At 71.4% G+C, this 26,184-nt stretch carries 25 protein-coding genes and 1 riboswitch; of the genes, 22 read left to right on the plus strand and 3 right to left on the minus strand.

What is annotated here, in order from left to right:
* The first annotated feature begins 11 nt into the window (after positions 1–11).
* From ACFZB3_RS04660 to ACFZB3_RS04740, 17 genes are all read left to right on the plus strand, one after another.
* Positions 12–755 (plus strand): CDP-alcohol phosphatidyltransferase family protein, encoded by a 744-nt coding sequence (locus ACFZB3_RS04660; protein ID WP_391369515.1) that lies wholly within the window; start codon positions 12–14, stop codon positions 753–755.
* Positions 756–763: 8 nt separating this feature from the next.
* A complete protein-coding gene (locus ACFZB3_RS04665; RefSeq protein WP_391369790.1) occupies positions 764–1,636 on the plus strand; it encodes a glycosyltransferase in 873 nt (290 codons plus the stop codon).
* 221 nt (positions 1,637–1,857) lie between these two features.
* Complete coding sequence (locus tag ACFZB3_RS04670; protein ID WP_391369517.1) at positions 1,858–2,787, plus strand: ABC transporter permease; 930 nt, start codon at positions 1,858–1,860, stop codon at positions 2,785–2,787.
* Positions 2,780–3,559, plus strand: coding sequence for an ATP-binding cassette domain-containing protein (locus tag ACFZB3_RS04675; RefSeq protein WP_391369520.1), 780 nt, complete (start codon positions 2,780–2,782; stop codon positions 3,557–3,559). The genes ACFZB3_RS04670 and ACFZB3_RS04675 overlap by 8 nt, the downstream gene beginning before the upstream one ends.
* 358 nt (positions 3,560–3,917) lie before the next feature.
* Positions 3,918–4,820, plus strand: a complete 903-nt coding sequence (gene hpnC / locus ACFZB3_RS04680) for a squalene synthase HpnC (protein ID WP_391369523.1) — start codon at positions 3,918–3,920, stop codon at positions 4,818–4,820.
* Positions 4,817–5,770, plus strand: coding sequence for a presqualene diphosphate synthase HpnD (hpnD, locus tag ACFZB3_RS04685; RefSeq protein ID WP_391369526.1), 954 nt, complete (start codon positions 4,817–4,819; stop codon positions 5,768–5,770). Before hpnC ends, hpnD begins: the two co-directional genes overlap by 4 nt.
* On the plus strand, positions 5,770–5,910 hold the full coding sequence (locus tag ACFZB3_RS04690) for a DUF6380 family protein (protein WP_391369529.1): 141 nt from the start codon (positions 5,770–5,772) through the stop codon (positions 5,908–5,910). Before hpnD ends, ACFZB3_RS04690 begins: the two co-directional genes overlap by 1 nt.
* Positions 5,907–7,328 carry a hydroxysqualene dehydroxylase HpnE gene (gene hpnE, locus ACFZB3_RS04695; RefSeq protein ID WP_391369532.1) on the plus strand — a complete coding sequence of 474 codons (1,422 nt, stop codon included), beginning with the start codon at positions 5,907–5,909 and terminating at the stop codon, positions 7,326–7,328. Before ACFZB3_RS04690 ends, hpnE begins: the two co-directional genes overlap by 4 nt.
* 59 nt (positions 7,329–7,387) lie before the next feature.
* Positions 7,388–8,455: a polyprenyl synthetase family protein gene (locus tag ACFZB3_RS04700; protein WP_391369534.1), complete on the plus strand. Its 1,068-nt coding sequence runs from the start codon at positions 7,388–7,390 to the stop codon at positions 8,453–8,455.
* 117 nt (positions 8,456–8,572) lie between these two features.
* Positions 8,573–10,564 (plus strand): squalene--hopene cyclase, encoded by a 1,992-nt coding sequence (gene shc / locus ACFZB3_RS04705; protein WP_391369536.1) that lies wholly within the window; start codon positions 8,573–8,575, stop codon positions 10,562–10,564.
* Positions 10,564–11,205 (plus strand): 1-hydroxy-2-methyl-2-butenyl 4-diphosphate reductase, encoded by a 642-nt coding sequence (locus ACFZB3_RS04710; RefSeq protein WP_391369539.1) that lies wholly within the window; start codon positions 10,564–10,566, stop codon positions 11,203–11,205. Before shc ends, ACFZB3_RS04710 begins: the two co-directional genes overlap by 1 nt.
* Positions 11,206–11,210: 5 nt before the next feature.
* Complete coding sequence (gene hpnH / locus ACFZB3_RS04715; protein ID WP_391369542.1) at positions 11,211–12,233, plus strand: adenosyl-hopene transferase HpnH; 1,023 nt, start codon at positions 11,211–11,213, stop codon at positions 12,231–12,233.
* Positions 12,234–12,237: 4 nt separating this feature from the next.
* A complete protein-coding gene (gene ispG / locus ACFZB3_RS04720; protein WP_391369545.1) occupies positions 12,238–13,395 on the plus strand; it encodes a flavodoxin-dependent (E)-4-hydroxy-3-methylbut-2-enyl-diphosphate synthase in 1,158 nt (385 codons plus the stop codon).
* 27 nt (positions 13,396–13,422) lie between these two features.
* Positions 13,423–15,417 (plus strand): 1-deoxy-D-xylulose-5-phosphate synthase, encoded by a 1,995-nt coding sequence (dxs, locus tag ACFZB3_RS04725; protein WP_391369547.1) that lies wholly within the window; start codon positions 13,423–13,425, stop codon positions 15,415–15,417.
* Positions 15,414–16,799 carry an aminotransferase class III-fold pyridoxal phosphate-dependent enzyme gene (locus ACFZB3_RS04730; protein ID WP_391369550.1) on the plus strand — a complete coding sequence of 462 codons (1,386 nt, stop codon included), beginning with the start codon at positions 15,414–15,416 and terminating at the stop codon, positions 16,797–16,799. The genes dxs and ACFZB3_RS04730 overlap by 4 nt, the downstream gene beginning before the upstream one ends.
* 59 nt (positions 16,800–16,858) lie before the next feature.
* Positions 16,859–17,491 (plus strand): helix-turn-helix domain-containing protein, encoded by a 633-nt coding sequence (locus ACFZB3_RS04735; protein WP_391369553.1) that lies wholly within the window; start codon positions 16,859–16,861, stop codon positions 17,489–17,491.
* Positions 17,488–17,610 carry a DUF6126 family protein gene (locus ACFZB3_RS04740; RefSeq protein WP_391369556.1) on the plus strand — a complete coding sequence of 41 codons (123 nt, stop codon included), beginning with the start codon at positions 17,488–17,490 and terminating at the stop codon, positions 17,608–17,610. Before ACFZB3_RS04735 ends, ACFZB3_RS04740 begins: the two co-directional genes overlap by 4 nt.
* A gap of 28 nt (positions 17,611–17,638) precedes the next feature.
* Here ACFZB3_RS04740 and ACFZB3_RS04745 read toward each other — a convergent pair whose 3' ends face one another.
* A complete protein-coding gene (locus ACFZB3_RS04745; RefSeq protein WP_391369559.1) occupies positions 17,639–18,436 on the minus strand; it encodes a tyrosine-protein phosphatase in 798 nt (265 codons plus the stop codon).
* A 198-nt stretch (positions 18,437–18,634) separates the two neighbouring features.
* On the opposite strand from ACFZB3_RS04745, the gene ACFZB3_RS04750 reads away from it, so the two are divergent.
* The 3 genes from ACFZB3_RS04750 to ACFZB3_RS04760 all read left to right on the plus strand — a co-directional run bounded on the left by ACFZB3_RS04750 (position 18,635) and on the right by ACFZB3_RS04760 (position 23,215).
* The gene (locus ACFZB3_RS04750; RefSeq protein WP_391369561.1) at positions 18,635–20,707 is read left to right on the plus strand and encodes an alpha-galactosidase; all 2,073 of its coding nucleotides are present in this window, start codon (positions 18,635–18,637) and stop codon (positions 20,705–20,707) included.
* Positions 20,708–21,014: 307 nt separating this feature from the next.
* A riboswitch (cyclic di-AMP (ydaO/yuaA leader) is annotated at positions 21,015–21,175 on the plus strand.
* A gap of 4 nt (positions 21,176–21,179) precedes the next feature.
* The gene (locus ACFZB3_RS04755; protein WP_391369563.1) at positions 21,180–22,151 is read left to right on the plus strand and encodes a peptidoglycan DD-metalloendopeptidase family protein; all 972 of its coding nucleotides are present in this window, start codon (positions 21,180–21,182) and stop codon (positions 22,149–22,151) included.
* Between the two features lie 278 nt (positions 22,152–22,429).
* The gene (locus ACFZB3_RS04760) at positions 22,430–23,215 is read left to right on the plus strand and encodes a GDSL-type esterase/lipase family protein (protein WP_391369566.1); all 786 of its coding nucleotides are present in this window, start codon (positions 22,430–22,432) and stop codon (positions 23,213–23,215) included.
* Between the two features lie 44 nt (positions 23,216–23,259).
* Here ACFZB3_RS04760 and ACFZB3_RS04765 read toward each other — a convergent pair whose 3' ends face one another.
* Positions 23,260–23,862, minus strand: coding sequence for a TetR family transcriptional regulator C-terminal domain-containing protein (locus ACFZB3_RS04765; protein ID WP_391369569.1), 603 nt, complete (start codon positions 23,860–23,862; stop codon positions 23,260–23,262).
* Positions 23,863–23,871: 9 nt separating this feature from the next.
* On the minus strand, positions 23,872–24,429 hold the full coding sequence (locus ACFZB3_RS04770; protein ID WP_391369572.1) for a GNAT family N-acetyltransferase: 558 nt from the start codon (positions 24,427–24,429) through the stop codon (positions 23,872–23,874).
* Here ACFZB3_RS04770 and ACFZB3_RS04775 point away from each other — a divergent pair.
* On the plus strand, positions 24,428–25,039 hold the full coding sequence (locus ACFZB3_RS04775; protein WP_391369575.1) for a helix-turn-helix domain-containing protein: 612 nt from the start codon (positions 24,428–24,430) through the stop codon (positions 25,037–25,039). The two genes, ACFZB3_RS04770 and ACFZB3_RS04775, sit on opposite strands and share 2 nt — an antisense overlap.
* On the plus strand, positions 25,036–26,184 hold the full coding sequence (locus ACFZB3_RS04780; protein WP_391369578.1) for an MFS transporter: 1,149 nt from the start codon (positions 25,036–25,038) through the stop codon (positions 26,182–26,184). Before ACFZB3_RS04775 ends, ACFZB3_RS04780 begins: the two co-directional genes overlap by 4 nt.

The raw sequence follows: 26,184 nt of genomic DNA on the forward strand, positions 1-26,184 counted from the left end.
TCCGTCCGGTCGTGCACCCCGTGGGGGTCAAGGACCGGCGCAGCGGTGAGCACTGGATGGGGCGCCTCTACATGCGTGAGGTGTCCCTGCGGGTCGACCGCTACCTGGTGAACACCAGGGTCACGCCCAACCAGCTCACGTACCTGATGACCGTCTTCGGCGTGCTCGCCTGCCCGGCCCTGCTGGTGCCGGGCGTCACGGGCGCCGTCCTCGGTGTCGTCTGCGTCCAGATGTACCTGCTGCTCGACTGCGTCGACGGCGAGGTCGCCCGCTGGAAGCAGCAGTACTCGCTGGGCGGCGTCTACCTGGACCGGGTCGGCGCCTACCTCACCGACGCCGCCGTCCTGGTGGGCCTCGGGCTGCGCGCCGCGGACCTGTTCGGCAGCGGCCGTATCGACTGGCTGTGGGCCTTCCTCGGCACCCTGGCCGCGCTCGGCGCGATCCTGATCAAGGCCGAGACCGACCTGGTCGGCGTCGCCCGGCACCAGGCCGGCCTGCCGGTGGTCAAGGAGGCCGCCGCCGAGATGCGGTCCTCCGGGATGGCGCTGGCCCGCCGGGCCGCCGCGCTGTTCCGCTTCCACCGGCTGATCCTCGGCATCGAGGCGTCCCTGCTGATCCTGCTGCTCGCCGTCGCCGACCACTTCCACGGCGACCTCTTCTGGACCCGGCTCGGCACCGCCGTGCTGGCCGGCATCGCGCTGCTCCAGACCCTGCTGCACCTGGTCTCGGTCCTCGCGTCGAGCAGGCTGCGGTGAGCGCCGGGCTGAAGGTCGGCGCGGTCGTCATCACCATGGGCAACCGCCCGGACGAACTGCGGGCCCTCCTCGACTCGGTCGCCAAGCAGGACGGCGAGCAGGTCGAGGTGGTCGTCGTCGGCAACGGCTCGCCCGTCCCGGACGTCCCGGACGGCGTCCGCACCCTGGAGCTGCCCGAGAACCTCGGGATCCCGGGCGGGCGCAACGTCGGCATAGAAGCCTTCGGCCCGAGCGGCCGCGATGTCGACATACTGCTCTTCCTGGACGACGACGGACTGCTCGCCGAGCACGACACCGCCGAGCTGTGCCGCCAGGCCTTCGCCGCCGACCAGCGGCTCGGCATCATCAGCTTCCGCATCGCCGACCCGGACACCGGGCAGACCCAGCGCCGGCACGTGCCCCGGCTGCGGGCCTCCGACCCGATGCGCTCCTCCCGGGTCACCACCTTCCTCGGCGGCGCCAACGCCGTCCGTACCCAGGTCCTCGCCGAGGTCGGCGGCCTGCCGGACGAGTTCTTCTACGCCCATGAGGAGACCGACCTGGCCTGGCGGGCCCTGGACGCCGGCTGGATGATCGACTACCGCTCCGACATGGTCCTCAACCACCCCACCACCGCCCCCTCCCGGCACGCGGTCTACCACCGGATGGTCGCCCGCAACCGGGTCTGGCTGGCCCGCCGCAACCTGCCCGCCCTCCTGGTCCCGGTCTACCTCGGGGTGTGGCTGCTGCTGACCCTGGTGCGCCGCCCCTCCCGCCCGGCCCTGCACGCCTGGTTCGCCGGCTTCCGGGAGGGCTGGACCACCCCGTGCGGACCCCGCCGCCCGATGCGCTGGCGGACCGTGTGGAAACTCACGCGACTGGGCCGTCCCCCGGTGATCTGAGAAGCTCGAAGGTGCGTGTCCGCGCGTACGGCGTGCGGACACGCCGCGGAAACGGCCGCGCGCGGCGCGCGGACGCCCCCGGGAATGTGTCTGATGGCGGAGACGTGTCGCGCCCAGTAGCACAATTCCGTAAGACGAACGTAAGACGCATCCGGAAGCGGATCCGACGGCGGATCCGACGACGGGCGCGATGACGGATCCGAAGACGAAGGCTTCCACCCTTGAGTGAGACAACGCATGACGGCGGGATCGCGGTGACCGCGGTGCCGTCGCCCGACGAAGGCCTCACGGCGGCGCAGCTGGCCGCCAGGTACGGGCTCACGGTGAGCGGCGCACGCCCCTCGCTGCCCGAGTACGTGCGCAAGCTCTGGGGGCGGCGCCACTTCATCCTGGCCTTCTCGCAGGCGAAGCTCACGGCGCAGTACAGCCAGGCCAAGCTCGGCCAGCTCTGGCAGGTGGCCACGCCGCTGCTGAACGCGGCCGTGTACTACTTCATCTTCGGCGTCATCCTGCACGCCAGCCGGGGCATGTCACAGGACATCTACATCCCGTTCCTGGTCACCGGGGTGTTCACGTTCACGTTCACCCAGAGCTCGATCATGACGGGTGTGCGGGCGATCTCGGGCAACCTCGGTCTGGTGCGCGCGCTGCACTTCCCGCGCGCCTCGCTGCCGATCTCCTTCGCGCTCCAGCAGCTCCAGCAGCTGCTGTTCTCGATGATCGTGATGGTCGCCGTGGTGGTCGGGTTCGGCAGCCGGCCGGGCCTGTCCTGGGTGCTGGTCGTCCCGATCCTGTTCCTGCTGTTCCTCTTCAACACCGGTCTGGCCCTGATCGTGGCCCGGCTGGGCGCCAAGACGCCGGACCTCGCCCAGCTGCTGCCGTTCGTACTGCGCACCTGGATGTACATGTCCGGTGTGATGTTCTCGATCACCAAGATGATGGAGGGCCGCCCGGAGTGGGCGCGCACGCTGTTCCAGGTGAACCCCGCCACCGTCTTCATGGACCTGATGCGCTTCGCCCTCATCGACGGCTATGGCGCCTCGAACCTGCCGCCGCACGTCTGGGCCGTCGCGCTGTCCTGGGCCGTGGTCGTGTTCGCCGGCGGTTTCGTGTACTTCTGGAAGGCGGAGGAGCGGTACGGCCGTGGCTGAGCAGACCTCGGGGGAGCGGATCCCCACCGTCATAGCGGAGGACGTGCACATCGTCTACCGCGTCAACGGCGCCAAGACCGGCAAGGGCAGCGCGACGGCCGCCCTCAGCCGCATCTTCAGGCGCGGCGACGAGCGGGGCGTGCGCAAGGTGCACGCCGTCCGCGGCGTCTCCTTCGTCGCCTACCGGGGCGAAGCCATCGGCCTGATCGGTTCCAACGGGTCCGGCAAGTCCACCCTGCTGCGCGCCATCGCCGGCCTGCTGCCCGCCGAGAAGGGCAGGGTCTACACCAACGGCCAGCCCTCGCTGCTCGGCGTCAACGCGGCCCTGATGAACGACCTCACGGGCGAGCGCAACGTCATCCTGGGCGGTCTCGCCATGGGCATGTCCCGGGAGGACATCAAGGAGCGCTACCAGCAGATCGTCGACTTCTCCGGCATCAACGACAAGGGCGACTTCATCACCCTGCCGATGCGCACCTACTCCTCCGGCATGGCGGCCAGGCTCCGCTTCTCCATCGCCGCCGCCAAGGACCACGACGTCCTCATGATCGACGAGGCGCTGGCCACCGGTGACGCGGCCTTCCGCAAGCGCTCCGAGGACCGGATCCGCGAACTGCGCGAGCACGCCGGCACCGTGTTCCTGGTGAGTCACAACAACAAGTCGATCCGTGACACCTGCGACCGGGTCCTGTGGCTGGAGCGCGGTGAGCTGCGCATGGACGGCCCGACCGAAGAGGTGCTCAAGGAGTACGAGAAGTTCACGGGCAAGTAGCCCCGTCCGGCCCAGGCCCCGCCGGAACCTTTCCGGCGGGGCCCGCGTCTGCAAAGGAAACGTCAACTCGGGCTCGCCTTAGGAATCTTGACGCCAATCGGTGTGTTGTTGTGATCTGCGGGACACCCCGACGAACCTCGATGCGTTGTACAACGTAAGCTGTACCGGTCCCGGAAAGCGGCAAGTGGGGCGATAATGCGCGACACCCTCCGCCGGGCCGCCCCGCGGACTGCTGGGCGGCGTGTCCGAAATAGTGTGTATTGGGTCGGCAGTGTAGAACGGGAGATGTGACGGCAATGGCTACGGAAACTCCCCAGCTCAACGCAGGCCGCGCCGTCCCGGCCCCGGGCAGCGAACGGTGACGGCAACCGGCCCGGTGCGCACCGGAGACCCGGAGCGCGGCACCCTGGACAAGGCCGCGGACGAGAACTTCCCCGTGGCCCCCTTCTTCCTGCCGAAAGCCTGGCGTGACGACCTGATGGCGGTGTACGGCTTCGCCCGCCTCGTCGACGACATCGGCGACGGCGACCTGGCCCCCGGCGGCGCCGACGCCCGCCTCCTCGGAGTGTCCCCGCAGGACGCCGAGGACCGCCTGGTCCTGCTCGACGCCTTCGAGGCCGACCTGCACCGCGTCTTCGACGCCGTCCCGCACCACCCCCTGCTGCGCCGCCTGCAGCCCACGGTCCGCCGCCGCGCGCTGACCCCCGAGCCCTTCCTCGGGCTGATCGCCGCCAACCGGCAGGACCAGCTCGTCAAGCGGTACGAGACCTACGACGACCTCCTCGCCTACTGCGAGCTGTCCGCCAACCCCGTCGGCCGCCTGGTCCTCGCCGTCACCGGCACCTCGACCGCCGAGCGGATCCGGCTCTCCGACTCGATCTGCACCGCACTCCAGATCGTCGAACACCTCCAGGACGTGGCCGAGGACCTCGGCCGCGACCGGATCTATCTGCCCGCCGAGGACATGAAGCGCTTTCACGTCCAGGAGGCGGACCTCGCCAGGAAAACCACGGGCGCATCGGTGCGTGCACTGGTTGCATACGAAGCACAACGCGCCCGCGATCTCCTGAATGAAGGCGCCCCCCTTGTGGGTAGCGTCCACGGCAGGTTGAAGCTGCTGCTTGCGGGGTTCGTGGCGGGGGGAAGGGCGGCGGTCCACGCGATCGCCGCCGCCGAATACGACGTACTTCCCGGCCCGCCCAAGCCCGGCAAGGGCCGGTTGCTGCGTGAGGTGGGCGTGACTCTGCGAGGAGAGGGGTGATCCGGACCGTGGACTCTCCCACACACGTGTCCGCACCGGTACTCGCCGCCTACAGCTACTGCGAGACGGTCACCGGACAGCAGGCACGGAACTTCGCCTACGGCATCAGGCTGCTGCCGGCGCCGAAGCGGCGCGCCATGTCGGCGCTCTACGCCTTCTCCCGGCGCGTCGACGACATCGGCGACGGCGAGCTGGCGGTCGACGTGAAGGCGGCCCGCCTGGAGGACACCCGGGCACTGCTCGCCCGGGTCCAGGACGGCGCGGTCGCGGAGGACGACACCGACCCGGTCGCGGTCGCCCTCGCCCATGCCGCCCAGGCCTTCCCGATCCCGCTGGGCGGCCTGGACGAGCTGATCGACGGCGTCCTGATGGACGTCCGCGGCGAGACCTACGAGACCTGGGACGACCTCAAGGTCTACTGCCGCTGCGTGGCCGGTGCCATCGGCCGGCTCTCGCTCGGTGTGTTCGGCACGGAACCGGGGGCGCGCGGTGCCGAGCGCGCGCCGGAGTATGCCGACACGCTCGGGCTCGCGCTCCAGCTCACCAACATCCTCCGGGACGTCCGCGAGGACGCCGGCAACGGCCGTACCTACCTGCCCTCCGACGACCTCGCCAAGTTCGGCTGCTCGGCCGGGTTCCACGGGCCGACCCCGCCGGAGGGCTCCGACTTCGCCGGTCTCGTGCACTTCGAAGTACGGCGCGCCCGTGCCCTTTTCGCCGAGGGCTACCGGCTGCTGCCCATGCTCGACCGGCGCAGCGGCGCCTGTGTCGCCGCCATGGCGGGCATCTACCGCCGGCTGCTCGACCGCATCGAGCGTGAGCCGGAGGCGGTGCTGCGCGGCCGGGTCTCACTGCCCGGACGCGAGAAGGCGTACGTCGCCGTGCGCGGTCTGTCCGGGCTCGACACCCGGCGCCACACCTCCCGCCTGACCGTCAGGAGGCGCGCCTGATGGACAAAGTGGGCCAAGGTGACTCCACCGGAGGAAAACGGCAGGCAACCCTCCGGCACGGCGTGGCGTCCCTGACTGCGACGGCCCGGCCTGCCCCGTTCCACCGGCACGGCGGGCGGCCGGGGGAGGGAGCACGATGACCGACGGCACGCGATCCGAGCGGACGCACGACGAGGTCCCGTCCGGGCGCACCGCCGTCGTGGTCGGCGGCGGCCTCGCGGGCATCACGGCCGCGCTCGCGCTCGCCGACGCGGGGGTGCGCGTCACCCTTCTCGAAGGCAGGCCGAGGCTCGGCGGGCTCGCCTTCTCCTTCCAGCGCGGCGACCTGACCGTGGACAACGGCCAGCACGTGTACCTGCGTTGCTGCACCGCCTACCGCTGGTTCCTCGACCGCATCGAGGGCACGGCGCTGGCACCGCTGCAGGACCGCCTCGACGTACCCGTCCTCGACCTCGCCAAGCCGGAGGGGCGGCGCCTGGGCAGGCTGCATCGCGACCCGCTGCCGGTGCCCCTGCATCTGGGGCGCAGCCTGGCCGCCTATCCGCACCTCTCGCTCGCCGAACGGGCCAGGGTCGGGCGTGCCGCGCTCGCGCTCAAGGGGCTCGACCTCGCCGATCCGAGCCTGGACGCACAGGACTTCGGCAGCTGGCTGGCCGCCCACGGCCAGTCGGCGCGTGCCGTCGAGGCCCTGTGGGACCTGGTCGGGGTCGCCACCCTCAACGCGGTCGCGGGCGACGCCTCGCTGGGGCTCGCCGCGATGGTGTTCAAGACCGGTCTGCTGTCCGACCCGGGCGCGGCCGACATCGGCTGGGCCCATGTGCCGCTGGGAGAACTGCACGACCGGCTCGCCCGCAAGGCGCTCGACTCCGCGGGCGTGCGTACCGAGGTCCGTACACGCGTCACCTCCGTCTCCACCAACGAGAACGGAACCTGGAGCGTTCAGGTTCCCGGCGAGACGCTCACGGCGGACGCAGTGGTGCTCGCCGTCGCCCAGCGCGAGGCGTACGACCTGCTGCCGGCCGGCGCCCTCGACGCCCCGGAGAACCTGCTGGAGATCGGCACCGCGCCGATCCTCAACGTCCATGTGGTCTACGACCGCACGGTGCTCACCAAGCCGTTCTTCGCGGCCCTCGGCACCCCGGTCCAGTGGGTGTTCGACCGCACCCACGCCTCCGGGCTCCGCGAGGGCCAGTACCTCGCGCTGTCGCAGTCGGCGGCCCAGGACGAGATCGACATGCCCGTGGCCGACCTGCGCGAGCGCTATCTGCCCGAGCTGGAACGGCTGTTGCCCGGTGCGCGCGGCGCCGGGGTGCAGGACTTCTTCGTGACCCGGGAGCGCACCGCGACGTTCGCCCCCACCCCCGGCGTCGGGCGGCTGCGGCCCGGCGCCCGCACCAAGGCACCCGGCCTCTACCTGGCCGGAGCGTGGACCGCCACCGGGTGGCCCGCGACCATGGAGAGTGCGGTCCGCAGCGGTGTCAGCGCGGCCGATGCCGCGTTGAGCACTCTGGGCCGGCCCCGCCCCCGTCACCTCTTCGAGTTCGAGGAGGCGGCGTGACGCTCGATCGGCAGGCGGCAGGCCCCCGCACCCCCGGTACCGCAACAAGAGGAGAAACTGTGCCCACTGTGCCCCCGGCCGAGACGGCTGCCGACGCGGTGGACGTGACCGCGCTCCTGGAGCGCGGCCGGACCCTTGCCACACCGGTACTGCGGGCGGCCGTCGACCGCCTGGCCTCCCCCATGGACACCGTGGCCGCCTACCACTTCGGCTGGATCGACGCCGAGGGCAACCCCGCCGACGGCGACGGCGGCAAGGCCGTACGGCCCGCGCTCGCCGTGCTCTCCGCCGAGGTCACGGGCGCCGCCCCCGAGGTCGGCATCCCCGGGGCCGTCGCCGTCGAACTCGTCCACAACTTCTCGCTGCTGCACGACGACCTGATGGACGGCGACGAACAGCGCCGCCACCGCGACACCGTCTGGAAGGTGCACGGTCCCGCCCAGGCCATCCTGGTCGGCGACGCCCTGTTCGCCCTCGCCAACGAGGTCCTCCTCGAACTCGGCACCGCAGAGGCCGGCCGTGCCACCCGCCGGATCACCACCGCCACCCGCGCCCTGATCGACGGCCAGGCCCAGGACATCTCCTACGAGCACCGCGACCGGGTCAGCGTCGAGGAGTGCCTGGAGATGGAGGGCAACAAGACCGGCGCCCTGCTCGCCGCCTCCAGCTCCATCGGCGCGGTGCTCGGCGGCGCCGACGACCGCACCGCGGACACCCTGGAGAAGTACGGCTACCACCTCGGCCTCGCCTTCCAGGCCGTCGACGACCTGCTCGGCATCTGGGGCGACCCGGACGCCACCGGCAAGCAGACCTGGAGCGACCTGCGCCAGCGCAAGAAGTCCCTGCCGGTCGTCGCCGCGCTCGCCGCGGGCGGGCCCGCCTCCGAGCGGCTCGGCGAGATGCTCGCCGCGGACGCCAAGAGCAGCGACTTCGAGAACTTCTCCGAGGAGGAGTTCGCCGCCCGCGCCGCCCTCATCGAGGAGGCCGGCGGCCGCGAGTGGACCGCCGAGGAGGCGCGCCGCCAGCACACCATCGCCATCGAGGCCCTGCACGCCGTCGACATGCCCGACCGGGTACGGGACCGGTTCACGGCGCTCGCGGACTTCGTCGTCGTACGAAAGAGATGATCATTATCGGTCGAATAGTCCTCGCGTAGTCGCCGGCCGGTGCGAACGCGCAGCCAGCACCGGCCGACGGCGGACCCACAGCAGAACGATTTCGCACGACTGCACGAAGGGGAAGCCATGACAGCGACGACCGACGGAAGCACCGGGGCCACCCTGCCGCCCCGGGCCGACTCGGCCAGCACCGACCTCACCACCCCCGTGGCGGCCGGGGTACAAGAAGCCGCCGAACGCGCCGTCCGACGCGCCACCGACCATCTGCTCGCCCAGCAGGACGCGCAGGGCTGGTGGAAGGGCGACCTGGAGACCAACGTCACCATGGACGCCGAGGACCTGCTGCTCCGTCAGTTCCTGGGCATCCGCGACGAGTCCACGACCGCAGCCGCCGCGCTCTTCATCCGCGGCGAGCAGCGCGAGGACGGCACCTGGGCCACCTTCTACGGCGGCCCCGGCGAACTCTCCACCACCATCGAGGCGTACGTCGCCCTGCGGCTGGCCGGGGACGCGCCGGACGCGCCCCACATGGCGAAGGCGTCGGCCTGGATCCGCGAGCGCGGCGGGATCGCCGCCGCCCGGGTCTTCACCCGGATCTGGCTGGCCCTGTTCGGCTGGTGGAAATGGGAGGACCTGCCCGAACTCCCGCCGGAACTCCTCTACTTCCCCAAGTGGTTCCCGCTCAGCATCTACAACTTCGGCCAGTGGGCCCGCCAGACCATCGTGCCGCTCACCGTGGTCTCGGCCAAGCGCCCGGTGCGCCCGGCCCCCTTCCCGCTGGACGAGCTCCACACCGACCCGGCCAACCCGAACCCGCCCCAGCCCCTTGCCACGGTGGCGAGCTGGGAGGGCGTCTTCCAGCGGCTCGACAAGGTTGTCCGCGGCTACCGCAAGGTCGCGCTGGGCCGGCTGCGCGGCTCCGCCCTGAAGACCGCCGGCCGCTGGATCGTCGAGCGCCAGGAGAACGACGGCGCCTGGGGCGGCATCCAGCCTCCGGCCGTGTACTCGGTGATCGCCCTGTACCTGCTCGGCTACGACCTCGAACACCCTGTGATGCGCGCGGGCCTTGAGTCGCTGGATCGTTACGCCTTGTGGCGCGAGGACGGCGCCCGGATGATCGAGGCCTGCCAGTCGCCGGTGTGGGACACCTGTCTGGCGACCATCGCCCTCGCCGACGCAGGCCTGCCCGCCGACCACCCGCAACTGGTCAAGGCCGCCGACTGGATGCTCGGCGAGCAGATCGTCCGCCCCGGCGACTGGGCGGTCAAGCGGCCCCAACTACCGCCGGGCGGCTGGGCGTTCGAGTTCCACAACGACAACTACCCCGACATCGACGACACCGCCGAGGTCGTCCTCGCGCTGCGCCGGGTCCGGCACCACGACCCGGAGCGGATGGAGAAGGCCATCGGGCGCGGGGTGCGCTGGAACCTCGGCATGCAGTCGAAGAACGGCGCCTGGGGCGCCTTCGACGTCGACAACACCAGCCCGTTCCCCAACCGGCTGCCGTTCTGCGACTTCGGCGAGGTCATCGACCCGCCGTCGGCCGACGTCACCGCGCACGTCGTGGAGATGCTCGCCTTCGAGGGCATGTCCCACGACCCCCGCACCCGGCGCGGCATCGAGTGGCTGCTCGCCGAACAGGAGCCGAACGGTGCCTGGTTCGGGCGCTGGGGCGTCAACTACGTCTACGGCACCGGGTCCGTGGTACCCGCGCTCACCGCCGCCGGGCTGCCGGTCTCGCATCCGGCCGTCCGGCGCGCGGTGACCTGGCTGGAGCAGGTCCAGAACGAGGACGGAGGGTGGGGCGAGGACCTGCGTTCCTACAAGTACGCCGACGACTGGAGCGGCCGCGGCGCGTCCACCGCCTCCCAGACCGCATGGGCGCTGATGGCGCTGCTCGCGGCGGGGGAGAAGGAGACCAAGGCCGTTGAGCGGGGCGTCCGGTGGCTCGCCGAGACGCAGGCCGAGGACGGCTCCTGGGACGAGCCGTACTTCACGGGCACCGGATTCCCCTGGGACTTCTCCATCAACTACCACCTCTACCGGCAGGTCTTCCCGCTCACCGCGCTCGGCCGCTACGTGTACGGCGAGCCCACCCCCGAGGCAGAGGGGGACTGATGAACCCCACGCCCGCGCCGGCCCCGCTGCTGATCGCCTGCGCACTCGGCATCGAGCACCTCGCCCTGCGCGCCGGCGAGCGCGGGGGCGCGGGCGGACCGGTCACCGTGCTGCGCACCGGTATGGGCCCCAAGGCGGCGGAACGGTCCGTCACCCGGGTCCTGGCCGATCCCGCGCTCGCCGGTGCCGCGGTCCTGGCGACGGGCTTCTGCGCGGGACTCGCCCCCGGGATGCACCCCGGCGACCTGGTCGTCGCCGAGGAGACCCGGGACCCCCGCGGCAGCGTCCCGTGCGTGGGCACCGAACTCCTCGTGAAGGAACTGGTGCGGACCCTGCCCGGCCGCACCGTCCACACCGGACCCGTCACCGGCTCCGATCACGTCGTCCGCGGTCACGAGCGATCGGATCTGCTCGCGACCGGCGCAATCGCGGTCGACATGGAATCGGCGGCCACGCTCCTGAGCGCCGTGCACGCGGGCGAGCGCCCGGTTGCGGCCGTAAGGGTGGTCGTGGACGCTCCAGAACATGAACTCGTCCGGATCGGCACGGTGCGCGGTGGAATATCTGCTTTCCGCGTTCTTCGATCCGTTCTTCCAGCTTTCTTCGAATGGCACCGTTCTTTGCTGCTCCCCCGGAGGTGAGCCAGATGGCCATGCCGCTGCGTCAGACGATCAAGGTCGCTACTTACTTGGCTGAACAGAAGCTCCGCAAGCGGGACAAGTTCCCGCTGATCGTGGAGCTGGAACCCCTCTTCGCGTGCAACCTGAAATGTGAGGGCTGCGGCAAGATCCAGCACCCGGCGGGGGTGCTGAAGCAGCGCATGCCGGTCGCGCAGGCGGTCGGGGCGGTGCTGGAGTCCGGTGCGCCGATGGTGTCCATCGCGGGCGGCGAGCCCCTGATGCATCCTCAGATCGACGAGATCGTGCGGCAGCTGGTTGCCAAGAAGAAGTACGTCTTCCTGTGCACCAACGCGATGCTGCTGCGCAAGAAGATGGACAAGTTCACGCCCTCGCCCTACTTCGCCTTCGCGGTGCACATCGACGGGCTGCGCGAGCGGCACGACGAGTCCGTCGCGAAGGAAGGCGTGTTCGACGAGGCGGTGGCGGCCATCAAGGAGGCCAAGCGGCGCGGCTTCCGGGTGACCACCAACTCGACCTTCTTCAACACGGACACCCCGCAGACCATCATCGAGGTGCTCAACTTCCTCAACGACGACCTCAAGGTCGACGAGATGATGATCTCGCCCGCCTACGCCTACGAGAAGGCCCCCGACCAGGAGCACTTCCTCGGCGTCGAGCAGACCCGCGAGCTGTTCAAGAAGGCCTTCGCGGGCGGCAACCGCAAGAAGTGGCGGCTCAACCACTCCCCGCTCTTCCTGGACTTCCTGGAGGGCAAGGTCGACTTCCCGTGCACGGCCTGGGCGATCCCGAACTACTCGCTCTTCGGCTGGCAGCGCCCCTGCTACCTGATGAGCGACGGGTACGTGCCGACGTACCGCGAACTCATCGAGAAGACCGACTGGGACAAGTACGGCCGCGGCAAGGACCCGCGCTGCGCCAACTGCATGGCGCACTGCGGCTACGAGCCCACCGCCGTCCTCGCCACCACCGGGTCCCTCAAGGAGTCGCTGCGCGCGTTGCGCGAGACGGTCTCCGGGAACCGGGAGTGACGGCATGACCGCGATTTCCCTGGGCCTCCCCGAGGTCCCGGCCCGGCCGGTCGCCGAGCGCCGCGTGTCCCGGCAGATCCAGGTCGGGCCCGTGGCGGTCGGCGGCGGTGCCCCGGTGTCCGTGCAGTCGATGACCACGACCCGGACGTCGGACATCGGGGCCACCCTCCAGCAGATCGCCGAACTCACCGCGTCCGGCTGCCAGATCGTCCGCGTCGCCTGCCCCACGCAGGACGACGCGGACGCCCTGGCGACCATCGCGAAGAAGTCCCAGATCCCGGTGATCGCGGACATCCACTTCCAGCCGAAGTACGTCTTCGCCGCCATCGAGGCCGGCTGCGCGGCGGTCCGCGTGAACCCCGGCAACATCAAGAAGTTCGACGACCAGGTGCGGGAGATCGCGCGGGCCGCGAAGGACCACGGCACGCCGATCCGGATCGGGGTCAACGCGGGCTCGCTCGACCGCCGGCTCCTCGAGAAGCACGGGAAGGCGACCCCGGAGGCACTCGTGGAGAGCGCTCTCTGGGAGGCCTCGCTCTTCGAGGAGCACGACTTCCGGGACATCAAGATCTCCGTCAAGCACAACGACCCGGTCGTGATGATCGAGGCGTACCGGCAGCTGGCCGCCCGGTGCGACTACCCGCTCCACCTCGGCGTCACTGAGGCCGGTCCGGCCTTCCAGGGCACGGTCAAGTCGGCGGTCGCCTTCGGGGCGTTGCTGTCCCAGGGCATCGGTGACACGATCCGCGTCTCGCTGTCCGCCCCGCCCGCGGAGGAGGTCAAGGTCGGCATCCAGATCCTGGAGTCGCTGAACCTGCGGCAGCGGCGCTTGGAGATCGTCTCCTGCCCGTCCTGCGGGCGCGCCCAGGTCGACGTCTACAAGCTGGCGGACGAGGTGACGGCAGGGCTGGAGGGCATGGAGGTGCCCTTGCGCGTCGCCGTCATGGGATGTGTGGTCAACGGCCCCGGCGAGGCACGGGAGGCCGATCTGGGGGTCGCCTCCGGCAACGGCAAGGGGCAGATCTTCGTCAAGGGCGAGGTCGTCAAGACCGTGCCCGAGTCGAAGATCGTGGAGACCCTCATCGAGGAAGCGATGAAGATCGCCGAGCAGATGGAGCAGGACGGCGCCGGGTCCGGAGCACCCGCCGTCACGGTGAGCTGAACAGCACGGACCGAGAGGGGGCCGAGCGTGACGATTCTGGAGACCATCCGGGGACCACGCGACCTGAAGGCGCTGTCCGAGGCGGAACTCGGCGAACTGTCCGAAGAAATACGGGAGTTCCTGGTGCACGCGGTCGCCAGGACCGGCGGCCACCTCGGGCCCAACCTGGGCGTCGTGGAGCTGACCGTCGCGCTGCACCGGGTCTTCGAGTCCCCGGCCGACCGCATCCTCTGGGACACCGGCCACCAGAGCTACGTCCACAAGCTGCTGACCGGCCGTCAGGACTTCTCCAAACTGCGCGGCAAGGGCGGCCTGTCCGGATATCCCTCGCGCGAGGAGTCCGAGCACGACGTCATCGAGAACAGCCACGCCTCCACCGCCCTCGGCTGGGCCGACGGCCTCGCCAAGGCACGCCAGGTGCAGGGGGAGAAGGGCCATGTCGTCGCGGTGATCGGCGACGGCGCGCTGACCGGCGGGATGGCCTGGGAGGCGCTCAACAACATCGCGGCCGCCAAGGACCGGCCGCTGATCATCGTCGTCAACGACAACGAGCGGTCGTACGCCCCGACCATCGGCGGCCTCGCCAACCACCTGGCGACGCTGCGCACCACCGACGGCTACGAGAAGGTGCTGGCCTGGGGCAAGGAGGTCCTCCTGCGCACCCCCGTCGTCGGCAACACCATCTACGAGTCCCTGCACGGCGCCAAGAAGGGCTTCAAGGACGCCTTCGCCCCGCAGGGCATGTTCGAGGACCTGGGCCTCAAGTACGTCGGCCCGATCGACGGCCACGACATCAAGGCGGTCGAGTCGGCGCTGCGGCGTGCGAAACGCTTCCACGGGCCGGTGCTCGTGCACTGCCTCACGGAGAAGGGGCGCGGCTACGAGCCCGCCCTCGCCCACGAGGAGGACCACTTCCACACCGTCGGCGTGATGGACCCGCTCACCTGCGAGCCGCTCGCGCCGTCCAACGGCCCTTCCTGGACCTCGGTGTTCGGCGACGAGATCGTCCGGATCGGGGAGGAACGGGACGACGTCGTGGCGATCACCGCGGCCATGCTGCACCCGGTCGGCCTCGGCAAGTTCGCCGAGCGCTTCCCCGACCGGGTCTGGGACGTCGGCATCGCCGAGCAGCACGCGGCGGTCTCGGCGGCCGGCCTCGCGACCGGCGGACTGCACCCGGTCGTCGCCGTCTACGCCACGTTCCTGAACCGTGCCTTCGACCAGCTGCTGATGGACGTGGCGCTGCACCGCTGCGGGGTGACGTTCGTCCTGGACCGGGCGGGCGTGACGGGCGTCGACGGCGCCTCGCACAACGGCATGTGGGACATGTCGATCCTCCAGGTCGTACCCGGCCTCAGGATCGCCGCCCCGCGCGACGCCGAACAGCTGCGGCTCCAGCTGCGGGAGGCGGTCGCCGTGGACGACGCGCCGACGCTGGTCCGCTTCCCGAAGGAGTCGGTGGGCCCGGAGATCCCGGCGGTCGACCGGGTGGGCGGGATCGATGTCCTGCACCGCGGGGAGGACGCTCGGGTGCTGCTGGTCGCGGTCGGTGTGATGGCGCCGGTCTGCCTCCAGGCGGCCGAACTGCTGGCCGCCCGGGGCATCGGCTGCACGGTCGTGGATCCGCGGTGGGTCAAGCCGGTGGATCCCGCGCTGCCGGGCCTGGCGGCCCAGCACGACCTGGTGGCCGTCGTCGAGGACAACAGCCGGGCGGCCGGGGTGGGCGCGGCGGTGGCGCTCGCGCTGGGCGACGCCGAAGTGGACGTGCCGGTGCGGCGGTTCGGGATTCCGGAGCAGTTCCTGGCGCATGCCAAGCGGGGGGAGGTGCTGGCCGACATCGGGCTGACGCCGGTGGAGATCGCCGGTGCCATCGGGGCGAGCCTCGCGGGGCGGGGGGCCGACGCCCACGGGAGTGCCGCGGGGGGTCGTGCGGCGGGTGCGGCGCCGTCCGGGCCGGTCGCGCAGTTCCCCGCGCCCCTAAGGGGCGCTGATGCCGAGGGCGTTGACAAGGAGAGGCAATGAGTACGGAGTTCGACCTCGGTGCGCTGCTTGCCGAGCGTGGTGGTGAGCGGTACGAGCTGCACGGCAAGTACCTGAACCACCAGCTGCCGCGCATGCTGCACACCATCGGCTTCGACAAGGTCTACGAGCGGGCCGAGGGCGCCCACTTCTGGGACGCCGACGGCAACGACTACCTGGACATGCTCGCCGGGTTCGGGGTGATGGGCCTCGGCCGCCACCACCCCGTCGTCCGCAAGGCCCTGCACGACGTGCTGGACGCGCAGCTGGCCGACCTGACCCGCTTCGACTGCCAGCCGCTGCCCGGACTGCTCGCCGAGCGGCTCCTCGCGCACAGCCCGCACCTGGACCGGGTGTTCTTCGGCAACAGCGGCACCGAGTCGGTGGAGACGGCCCTGAAGTTCGCCCGCTTCGCCACCGGCAGACCCCGCGTCCTCTACTGCGACCACGCCTTCCACGGCCTCACCACCGGCTCCCTGTCGGTCAACGGCGAGGACGGCTTCCGGGACGGCTTCGCCCCGCTGCTGCCGGACACCGCCGTACCCCTCGGAGACCTCGACGCGCTCGCCCGCGAGCTGAAGAAGGGCGATGTCGCCGCCCTGATCGTCGAGCCGATCCAGGGCAAGGGCGTGCACGAGGCCCCGCCCGGCTACCTGCGCGCCGCACAGGAGCTGCTGCACCGGCACAAGGCGCTGCTGATCGCCGACGAGGTGCAGACCGGACTCGGCCGCACCGGCGACTTCTACGCCTACCAGCACGAGGAGGGCGTCGAGCCGGACCTGGTGTGCGTGGCCAAGGCGCTGTCCGGCGGGTACGTCCCGGTCGGCGCCACCCTCGGCAAGGACTGGATCTTCAAGAAGGTCTACTCCTCCATGGACCGGGTCCTGGTCCACTCGGCCAGCTTCGGCGCCAACGCCCAGGCCATGGCCGCCGGGCTCGCGGTCCTCTCGGTCATGGAGAACGAGCAGGTCGTCGCCAATTCCCGGGCCGTGGGGGAGCAGCTCAGGTCCCGGCTCGCCGCCCTGACCGACAAGTACGAGCTGCTCGCCGAGGTACGCGGCCGCGGCCTGATGATCGGCATCGAGTTCGGCCGGCCCAGCTCGCTGAAGCTGCGCAGCCGCTGGACCATGCTGCAGGCCGCCCGCAAGGGCCTGTTCGCCCAGATGGTCGTCGTACCCCTGCTGCAACGGCACCGGATCCTCACCCAGGTCTCCGGCGACCACCTGGAGGTGATCAAGCTCATTCCGCCGCTGATCGTCGACGAGTCGGACGTGGACCGCTTCGTGGACGCCTTCACGGACGTCATGGACGACGCTCACAGCGGCGGCGGCCTGATGTGGGACTTCGGCAGGACGCTGATCAAGCAGGCGGTGGCCAACCGCTAGCTTTTTGTCTCTGAGGCAAGAAAATTGCCTCTCTGGCAAAGCTGCGGCTGAATGGAGGCATGAACTCCTCCGACAGCGAGGGCGCGGGCGGGCCGGTCGGCGACCTGCCCGCCGTCGCCCCGCAGCTGCGCTCCCTGCGCCGCCGTGCCGGTCTCACCCTGGAGGCCGCAGCTCGGGACGCGGGGTTGTCGCCCGCTCACCTCTCCCGGCTGGAGACCGGGCAGCGGCAGCCTTCGCTGCCGATGCTGCTCGCGCTCGCGCGTGTCTACGGTACGACGGTATCGGATCTGCTGGGGGAGACCGTCGCCGACCGGGACGCGATCGTGCGCGCCGGCGACATGGAACCGACCCGTGCCGGCGGCTGGACGTACTGGCAGGCCGGGGCGTCCGGCCGGGGGATGCAGGCGCTGCGCGTCCGGGTGCCGTACGGCTCCCAGGGCGACATCGTGCGGGTGCATCCCGGTGAGGAGTGGTTGTACGTCCTGCGCGGCCGGCTCCGGCTGCGCCTCGGTGACACCACCCATGTGCTCGCACCCGGCGACAGCGCGCACTTCGACTCGCTGACCCCGCACCGGCTCGCCGCCGAGGACCCGGACGGGGTCGAGCTCCTTTTCGTCCACACCCTGCTGCAGAGTCCCACGGCCGCGCTGTGCCTGGGACCCAGCACTGGCATCACTGGAGAGCTGCCGTGAGCAACATCGAGGAGAAGTTCCCCCGGGCCCTGTGGATCCGGCTGGTCATCTACCTCGCCGTCGGGCACGTCCTGGCGGGGTTCCTCTACCTGCTGTTCGCCGTGGGCGGGAAGGGCTGAGCCACCGCCCGCCACCCGCCGCCCGGCCTCAGTCGAGCAGGCGCTCGCGCAGCCGGTCCCGGGTCTCCGGGGCCAGCTTCAGGCCCTGCTCCAGATACGTGTCCACGTCGCCCCACGTCTCCTCGATGCTCTCGAAGGCCGCCGTCAGGTACTCCGCGCGGGCGTCGAAGAGCGGGCTGAGCAGATCCATCACCTCGGGGCTGTACGCGCTGTCCCCGCCGCCGCTGCGCCGCACCTTGTAGCGGCGGTGCTTGGCGTTGGACTCCAGGTAGTCCGCGAGGATCGCGTCCCGCTCCACGTCCACCGCGAGCAGCGTCACCGCTATGGAGATGCCCGCCCGGTCCTTGCCGGCCGCGCAGTGCATCAGCGCCGGGACGCTGTCCTCGGCGAGCGCGTGCAGCACGCGCGAGTGCTCGCCGGTGCGGTCCTTGACGATCGTGCGGTACGAGTTGACCATCCGGGCCGCGGCCTTGCCGTCGCCCAGGAGTTCGCGCAGCTGGTCGATCTCGCCCTCCCGGACCATCTTCCAGAAGTCGGCGCCGTGCGCCGGGTCGGTCAGCGGCAGGTTCAGGTTCCGCACGCCGGTCAGCTCGACGTCGGGGCCCTCCAGCTTCTGGTCGGCCGCGTTGCGGAAGTCGAAGATCGTGTGCAGGCCGAGCGAGGCGAGGAACTCCGCGTCCTGCTCCGTGGCATGCGCCAGGTGCCCGCTGCGGAACAGCACGCCCGGCCGCACCCGCCGCCCGTCCACGGTCGGCAGGCCGCCCACGTCACGGAAGTTGCGCACACCGGCCAGCTCGGGCTCGGTCGACGGGACCTGCTGCGTCACGGGGGGCTCCTCCCGGCCGGCCCCGTCGGCGCTGCTCGTCGACGGGCACTGGACCGACCATACGACATCGGTTTCCACGGGCAATGAGTTGTCCACAGGCATCGCCTCCGAGGCCCGTGACCCTTGCTTCCGGAGCCCGTGGCCATTGATGATGTTGGTGCTTGAGCGGATCTGTTGGCCCCTGTGTGAGGTTTCTCGATGGTGGACATCGCCGAAAACGGTCGTACCTGGCTCCTGTCGGGCCCCGGAAGCAGCTACGCGCTGCATCTGACGGACTCCGACGAACTGCTCCACCTGCACTGGGGGCCCAGGATCCGGCTCACCGACGCCGAGGAACTCAGCACCCGGGCACTGCCCGGCTACTGGGCCTTCGAGTCCCCGCTGGACGGCCGCGAGGAGTACCCCGTCGAGGGCGGCCCCCGCTTCGTCCGCCCCGCGCTGTCCGTGCGGACCGACGAGCGCCGGGGCACCGAGTGGACCTTCGACTCCTACGCGGTCGAGGAGGACGAGCTCCGGCTGCGCTTCACGGACGACGGCATCGTCATCACCCTGCACTACCGGATGCGCGGCGATGTCGTCGAGCGCTGGGTGACCGTCGACAACGAGACGCACGCGCGCGTGGAGCTGCTCCGTGCCGACCCGGCCACCTGGACGCTCCCCGACCGCGAGGGCTGGCGGCTCTCCCAGCTGCACGGCCGCTGGGCCGCCGAGTCCCGGCTCACCAGCGCCCCGCTCACCTACGGCGAGAAGGTCATCGGCAGCCGCCGCGGCCACACCGGCCACCAGCACCTGCCCTGGGTCGCCCTCGACACCGACGCCACCGAGGAGCGCGGCGAGGTCTGGGGCTGCGCCCTCGGCTGGTCCGGCTCCTGGCGGATCGCGGTCGCCCAGCTCCCCGACGCGCGCGTGCAGATCACCGGCGGCGCCGGCTACGACGACTCGGGCCTGCTGATGCTGGCCGAGGGCGAGTCGTACACCAGCCCGGTCTTCGCCGGCCTGTGGTCCGACGGCGGCTTCGGCGGGGCGAGCCGTGCCTGGCACGCCTACCAGCGGGCGCACATCATCCCGGACGCCGACCAGGACCGGCCGGTGCTGTTCAACTCGTGGGAGGCCACCACCTTCGACATCTCCGAGGAGCAGCAGGCCACCCTGGCCCGCCGGGCCGCCGCGATCGGCGTCGAGCTGTTCGTGGTGGACGACGGCTGGTTCGGCGCCCGCACCAGCGACCGCGCCGGCCTCGGCGACTGGACGCCCAACCCCGACCGCTTCCCCAAGGGCCTCAAGCCCCTCGCCGACTACGTGCACGCCCTCGGCATGCAGTTCGGCATCTGGGTCGAGCCCGAGATGGTCAACGCGGACAGCGACCTGTACCGGGCGCACCCCGACTGGGTGCAGTACCAGCAGGGACGGAAGCGGACGGAACTCCGCAACCAGCTCGTGCTCAACCTCGCCCGCGAGGACGTCCAGGAGTACCTCTGGGAGCAGCTCGACACCCTGTTGTCCAGCGCCCCGATCGACTACGTCAAGTGGGACTTCAACCGCTGCTTCACGGATGCGGGCTGGCCCGGCGAGCCCTACCCGCAGCGTCTGTGGGTCGACCACGTGCGGGGGCTGTACGCCCTGCTCGACCGGCTCCGCGCGGCCCACCCGAACGTCGCCATCGAGTCCTGCTCCGGCGGCGGCGGGCGGATCGACCTCGGGATCATGAGCCGTACCGACGAGGTGTGGACCTCCGACAACACCGACCCGCTGGACCGGCTCGCCATCCAGCACGGCTTCAGCCAGATCCACCCCGCCCGGGTGATGTCCGCCTGGGTCACCGACAGCCCGAACCACCAGCTCAACGGCCGGGTCAGCAGCTTGCGCTTCCGGTTCGTCAGCTCCATGGCCGGGGCGCTCGGGGTCGGCGGCGACCTCTCCCAGTGGACCGAGGAGGAACTCGCCGAGGCCGGCCGCTGGGTGGAGCTCTACAAGGAGATCCGGCCCCAGGTGCAGCGCGGCGACCAGTTCCGGCTGCGGCCGCCGGCCGGCGGGCTCAGCGCGGTGCAGTACACCCTCGGCGACGAGACCGTCGTCCTCGCCTGGCTGCAGGCGCAGAGCTACGGCGAGCCGGCGCCGGCGCTGCGGCTCCAGGGGCTCGACCCGGCGGCGTCGTACGAATGCCGCGAGACGGGCGAAGTGCACGGGGGTGCCGTTCTGTTGCACCACGGGCTGCACACCGGGCTGAAGGGCGACCTGGATGCGGCAGTCATCCGACTTCGCCGGATTTGACGTATATGCCCGATTTGGTGGCTTCATTGCAACTCGGTGTGGAATAAGGGGACGTGGCGTGACGTGCGTGAGGAGCGTCATATTCGTGACCGTCCGTCGCGCGTCATGTTCACGTAATTCAGGCACTTTCCAAGAAGGTTGGAAAATCGAATAGGCCGGAATTCACGGAGGGTGACCGGTATTTCCGGAAACGGATCAAGTGAAACTCGGACGGCCGGAACCGGCTGCTTGTCCACGTCCGTCTCACTCGCTTACGTTCGCCACACATCCGGGCGGAACGCCGAATCCTGCCGCCGCCCGGAGTCCCCACACACACTCACCCGTGCCCGGCAGGAGCGGGGGACCCACCAGGTATGACCGCCTGTTCCGGTTCCCGGGACGGCTAGGGGTGTAGTCGCGCGACGGTGCGCGGCCGGGCAGCTCCAGCCCGAACCCGACAGCTCACCTCGCAGGCGCAGGAGAGGAATGCGCCATGCCCGCGAAGGGTAAGCACCGCCGTCCCAAGTCCCAGCGTTTCACCCGCTCGATGGCCGTCGCCGGAACCGGTGGCGCCGCGCTGGCCCTGCCGCTCATGGGGGCCACCGGCGCCCACGCGGCCGCTGCGCAGTCCGTTTCCGAAAAGGCCGCACAGTCGCTTCCGGTGGTCGAGAAGACCGCGGTCAAGGAGACGGCCGCGCAGAATTCCGGCGCCGCGCATTCCGCACACCGCGTGTACACGGTGGTGCCCGGCGACTATCTCTCGAAGATCGCCCGCGACCAGCACGTCCGCGGCGGCTGGCACCGGCTCTACGCCGACAACCGGCAGGCCGTCGGCGACAACCCCTCGCTGATCCACCCCGGCCTCAGGCTGACCCTCGGCGGCCGGCACGCCGCCACGACGGACTCCGCGGACTCGGGCTCCCGTCCGCAGGCCCGGTCGAACCCGCAGTCCTCGACCTCGACCTCGACCTCGTCCTCGGCCGACTCGAACGGTTCCAACGCCTCGATCGACTCGAACGGTTCGGACGGTTCGAACGGCTCGGTCGCGACCGCCTCCGGCTTCACCCTCCCGGTGACCGGCGGCGCCGTCGGCACCGGCTACCACGTGGCCGGCAGCATGTGGTCCAGCGGCTACCACACGGGCGTCGACTTCGTCGTCCCGACCGGCACCCCGGTCAAGGCCGTCGGCGCCGGTACGGTCGTCACGGCCGGCTGGGGCGGCGCCTACGGCAACCAGGTCGTCATCCGGCTCGCCGACGGCTACTACGCGCAGTACGGCCACCTCTCGGCCCTCTCCGTCTCGGTCGGCCAGACCGTGACCGCGGGCCAGCAGGTCGGCCTCTCCGGCGCGACCGGCAACGTGACCGGCCCGCACCTGCACTTCGAGATCCGCACCACCCCCGACTACGGCTCGGACGTGGACCCGGTCGCCTACCTCCGCTCCAAGGGTGTCGCCGTCGGCTGACCCGGCGCGCCCACGGGTGCCCCACGCACTCCGAAGGCCGGACCCCCGATCCCCGGGTCCGGCCTTCGGCGTCTCCGGGGCCGGACCGTCCCGCGCGAGTCCCCACCCGCGATCGACACTTCAACATCGCTGGTCAGGGACTTATTCCAGGATTGGCAAAGTATTTAAGGGTGTCTTATCTCACCGAGCGTCAACCCCTTATTACGGTCGCGTAGGTCACAGTCGAAGGTGAATCATGGTCCGATGTGGGAGACGATTCGAAGAGTGACAATGCATCAGTGATCGGGTCGTACGCCGCGGTGGGGGACAGCTTCACCGAGGGCGTGGGAGACCCCGGCCCCGACGGGGCGTTCGTCGGCTGGGCCGACCGGTTCGCGGTACTGCTGTCCGACCGGCGGCCCGAGGGCGACTTCGGCTACACCAACCTCGCCGTACGCGGGAAACTGCTCGACCAGATCGTGGCGGACCAGGTGCCGCAGGCCCTGGAACTCGCCCCGGACCTGGTCTCCTTCTGCGCGGGCGGCAACGACATCATCCGCCCCGGCACCGACCCCGACGAGGTGGCCGAGCGGTTCGAGCGGGCCGTGGCCCAGCTGACCGAGGCCGTCGGCACGGTGCTGGTGACCACCGGCTTCGACACCCGGGGCGTGCCCGTCCTCAAGCACCTGCGCGGCAAGATCGCCACGTACAACGGACACGTACGGGCCATCGCCGACCGGTACGGCTGCCCGGTCCTGGACCTGTGGTCCCTCAAGACCGTGCAGGACCGCCGGGCCTGGGACGGCGACCGCCTGCACCTGTCCCCCGAGGGGCACACGCGCGTGGCGCTGCGCGCCGGTCAGGTGCTCGGCATCGAGGTGCCGGCCGACCCGGACCAGCCGTGGCCCCCGCTGCCGCCCCGTGGCACCCTGGAGGTGCGCCGCGACGACGTGCACTGGGCCCGCGAGTACCTCGTCCCGTGGATCGGGCGCCGGCTGCGCGGCGAGTCCTCCGGCGACCACGTGACGGCCAAGGGGGCGCTCTCCCCGGACGACATCAAGATGCGGATCGCCTCCGTGGCCTGAGACGGCACCGGCGGGTAAGGGGCGGCCTCACTGCGGGCTGCCCCTTACTCCTGCCCGGGCAGCCCCAGTTCGCGCGCCAGCGCCTCGTCGACCCACTCCTGCGCCCGGGCCCGGGGCACCGAGCCGGGGTACGACGTCAGCTGGACGGCGAGCCCGTCGAGCAGTGCGGTCAGCCGCAGCGCCGCGGCCGTGGGGTCGGGGCACCGGAACTCGCCCGCGGCCACCCCCTCGGCGAGGACCTCGGCGATCGCCGCCTTCCACTGCTGGTCCAGGCCCTTGGTGACGTCCCGCAGCGCGGGCTCCCGCAACGCCACCGCCCAGCCCTCGATCCACAGGCGCCAGCCCTTCGCCTGCCCCGTCGGCGCGTACCAGCGCACCGCGGCCCGCAGCCGGCGCAGCGCCGACGTGCGGCGGCCCAGCAGCTTGCGCAGATGCGCCAGGTCGTCCTCGGCGGCATAGGTGAACGCGGCGGCGACCAGCTTCTCCTTCGTCGAGAAGTGGTACAGCACCAGCGCGTTGCTCACCCCGAGGGCCGAGGCCACGTCGGCGATCCGCACCGCCGCCACGCCCCGCGCCTCGATCTGCTCGATGGCGGCCCGCAGCAGTTCCTCCCGCCGCTCGGCCACGCTCAACCGCACTCTCGCCACGCGGTCACCCTAATCGGTCGGCACGCCGCCCGCGTTGCCGTCCCAGGCCAGCGGCAGCCGCATGATCGTCAGGTCCAGCCAGCGGCCGAACTTGGTGCCCACCTCCCGCACCGTGCCGACGTGCTCGAAGCCGAACCGGTCGTGCAGCCGGACCGACGCGGCGTTCCGGGCCTCGATGCCCGCGATCATCACATGGTGGCCGGCCTCGCGTGCCGAGGCGATGAGGGGACCCAGCAGCGCGGAGCCGATGCCGAGCCCGTGCATGCCCTCGCGGACGTACACGGAGTTCTCCACCGTGTGCCGGTAACCGTCCAGCGCGCGCCACGGGCCGTACACCGCGAACCCGGCCACCTCGCCCGGCGCGTCGGCCACCTCGGCCACGAGCGCCGATCCGCGTTCCAGGTGGGCGGCGAACCAGGCCGCGCCCTCGGCGGGGGACTGCGGGGTCTCGGTCCACAGGGCCGTCGAGTGCTCGATGGCGTGGTTGCGGATCGCGCGGACGGCCTCCGCGTCACCGGGCCGGGCCGGGCGCACCGCCACCATGCTTCTCTCGTATATTGGATTCATGTCCAACATAGTAGAACCAGTTGCGGACCCCTTGGTGCGGCAGATCGCCGCCCGGGTCCGCACCGAGCGGGAGCGCCGCCGCTGGACGCTGGCGCAGCTCGGGGACGCCTCCGGCGTCTCCCCGGCGATGATCAGCCGGATCGAACGCGGCGAGAGCAGCCCCACCGCCGTCGTGCTCGGCAAGCTGTCCGCCGCCTTCCAGCTCAGCGTCGCCTCGCTGCTGGCCCTCGCCGAAGGTGCAGAAGACACACCGGAGCCCGTGGCCGACACCCAGGGCGTACGGCGCGCCGCCGACGCCGCCGAATGGCGCGACCCCGGCACCGGCTACCGGCGCCGCCAGATCACCGGCCCGCGCTTCCCGGCGGAGATCGCCGAGATCCGGCTGCCCGCCGGCGCCCGGGTGCCCTACCCGGCCGCGGCCTTCGCCTTCGTACGGCAGCTCGTCTGGGTCCTCGACGGCCGGCTGACCTTCCACGACGGCGACACGGTCCACGAACTCGACGCCGGCGACACCGTCGAACTCGGCGCACCCGCCGAGCGGGTCTTCGCCAACACCACCGACGCCGAGTGCCGTTACGCCGTCGTCCTCACCCGCGACACCCGGCCGTGAGCCGGCCGCTGTCCCGCGGCGGCACGTTCCTGCTGGCCGGCCTGGCCGGCACGGCGATCGCGAACAACTACGCCGTGCAGCCCGCGCTCACCGCGGTCGCCGCCGACCTGGACGTGCCGCTCCCGGTGATCGGCCTGGTGCCGACCGCCGCGCTCGCCGGCTGCATGACCGGCTTCGCCCTGCTGCTCCCGCTCACCGACCACCTCGCCCCCAACCGCCTGGTCGCCGCACAGCTGACCGCCCTGGCCGCCGCTCTCGTGCTCGCCGCCACCGCGCACGACGCGTACGTGCTCCTGGCCGCCTACCTGCTCGTCGGCGCCGCCGCGAGCGTCGCCGCCCAGGCCGGCAACATCGCCGGCCGGCACGCCCGGCCGGGCCGCGGCGGCACCGGCGTCGCCCTGGTGGCCGCCGGCATGTCGGCCGGCATCCTGCTCAGCCGGCTGGCGGGCGGCGCCCTCACCGACGCCCTCGGCTGGCGGCGCATGCTCCTCGTCTTCGCCGCCCTCGCGCTGCTCGGCGCGCTCGCCGCCGCCACGCTCCTGCCCCGGCGACGGCCGCACGCCGACCGCGGCTACCGCGCCACCCTGGCGGCCCTCCCGCGGCTGCTCCTGCACCAGCCGGGGCTGCGCCGCGCGGTGGCCACCGGGGCCCTCTGGTACTTCGCCTTCAACCTCGTCTGGATCGCCCTCACCCTGGCCCTGGCGCAGCCGCCGCACTCGCTCGGCCCGACCGCCATCGGCCTCTACAGCCTGGCCGGGCTCCTCGGCTTCGCCGCGCTCCCGCTCACCGGCCGCCTCACCGACCGGTACGGCCCGCGCGCGGTGATCGGCGCCTCCATGGCCGTCGCCGCGGCCGGCACCGCCCTGCTGGCCACGGGCCTGGACACCCCCTGGCGCACCGCCCTCGGCCTCGCCCTCTTCGACGCCGGCTGCTTCGCCGCCCAGGCCGCCAACCAGAGCCGGGTGATCGCCCTCGACCCGGCCCGCTCCGGCAGCCTCAGCAGCGTCTACCTCGTGGTGTACTTCACGGTCGGCGCCCTGGGCACGGCCGTCGCCGCACCCCTGCTCGACGCGCTCGGCTGGCAGGGCACCGCCCTCACGGCCCTGGGCGCACTGCTGCTCGCCGCCGCTCTCGGCCGCCGCTGA

It is taken from the genome of Streptomyces sp. NPDC008092 (genome assembly GCF_042957285.1).
Lineage (GTDB): Bacteria > Actinomycetota > Actinomycetes > Streptomycetales > Streptomycetaceae > Streptomyces.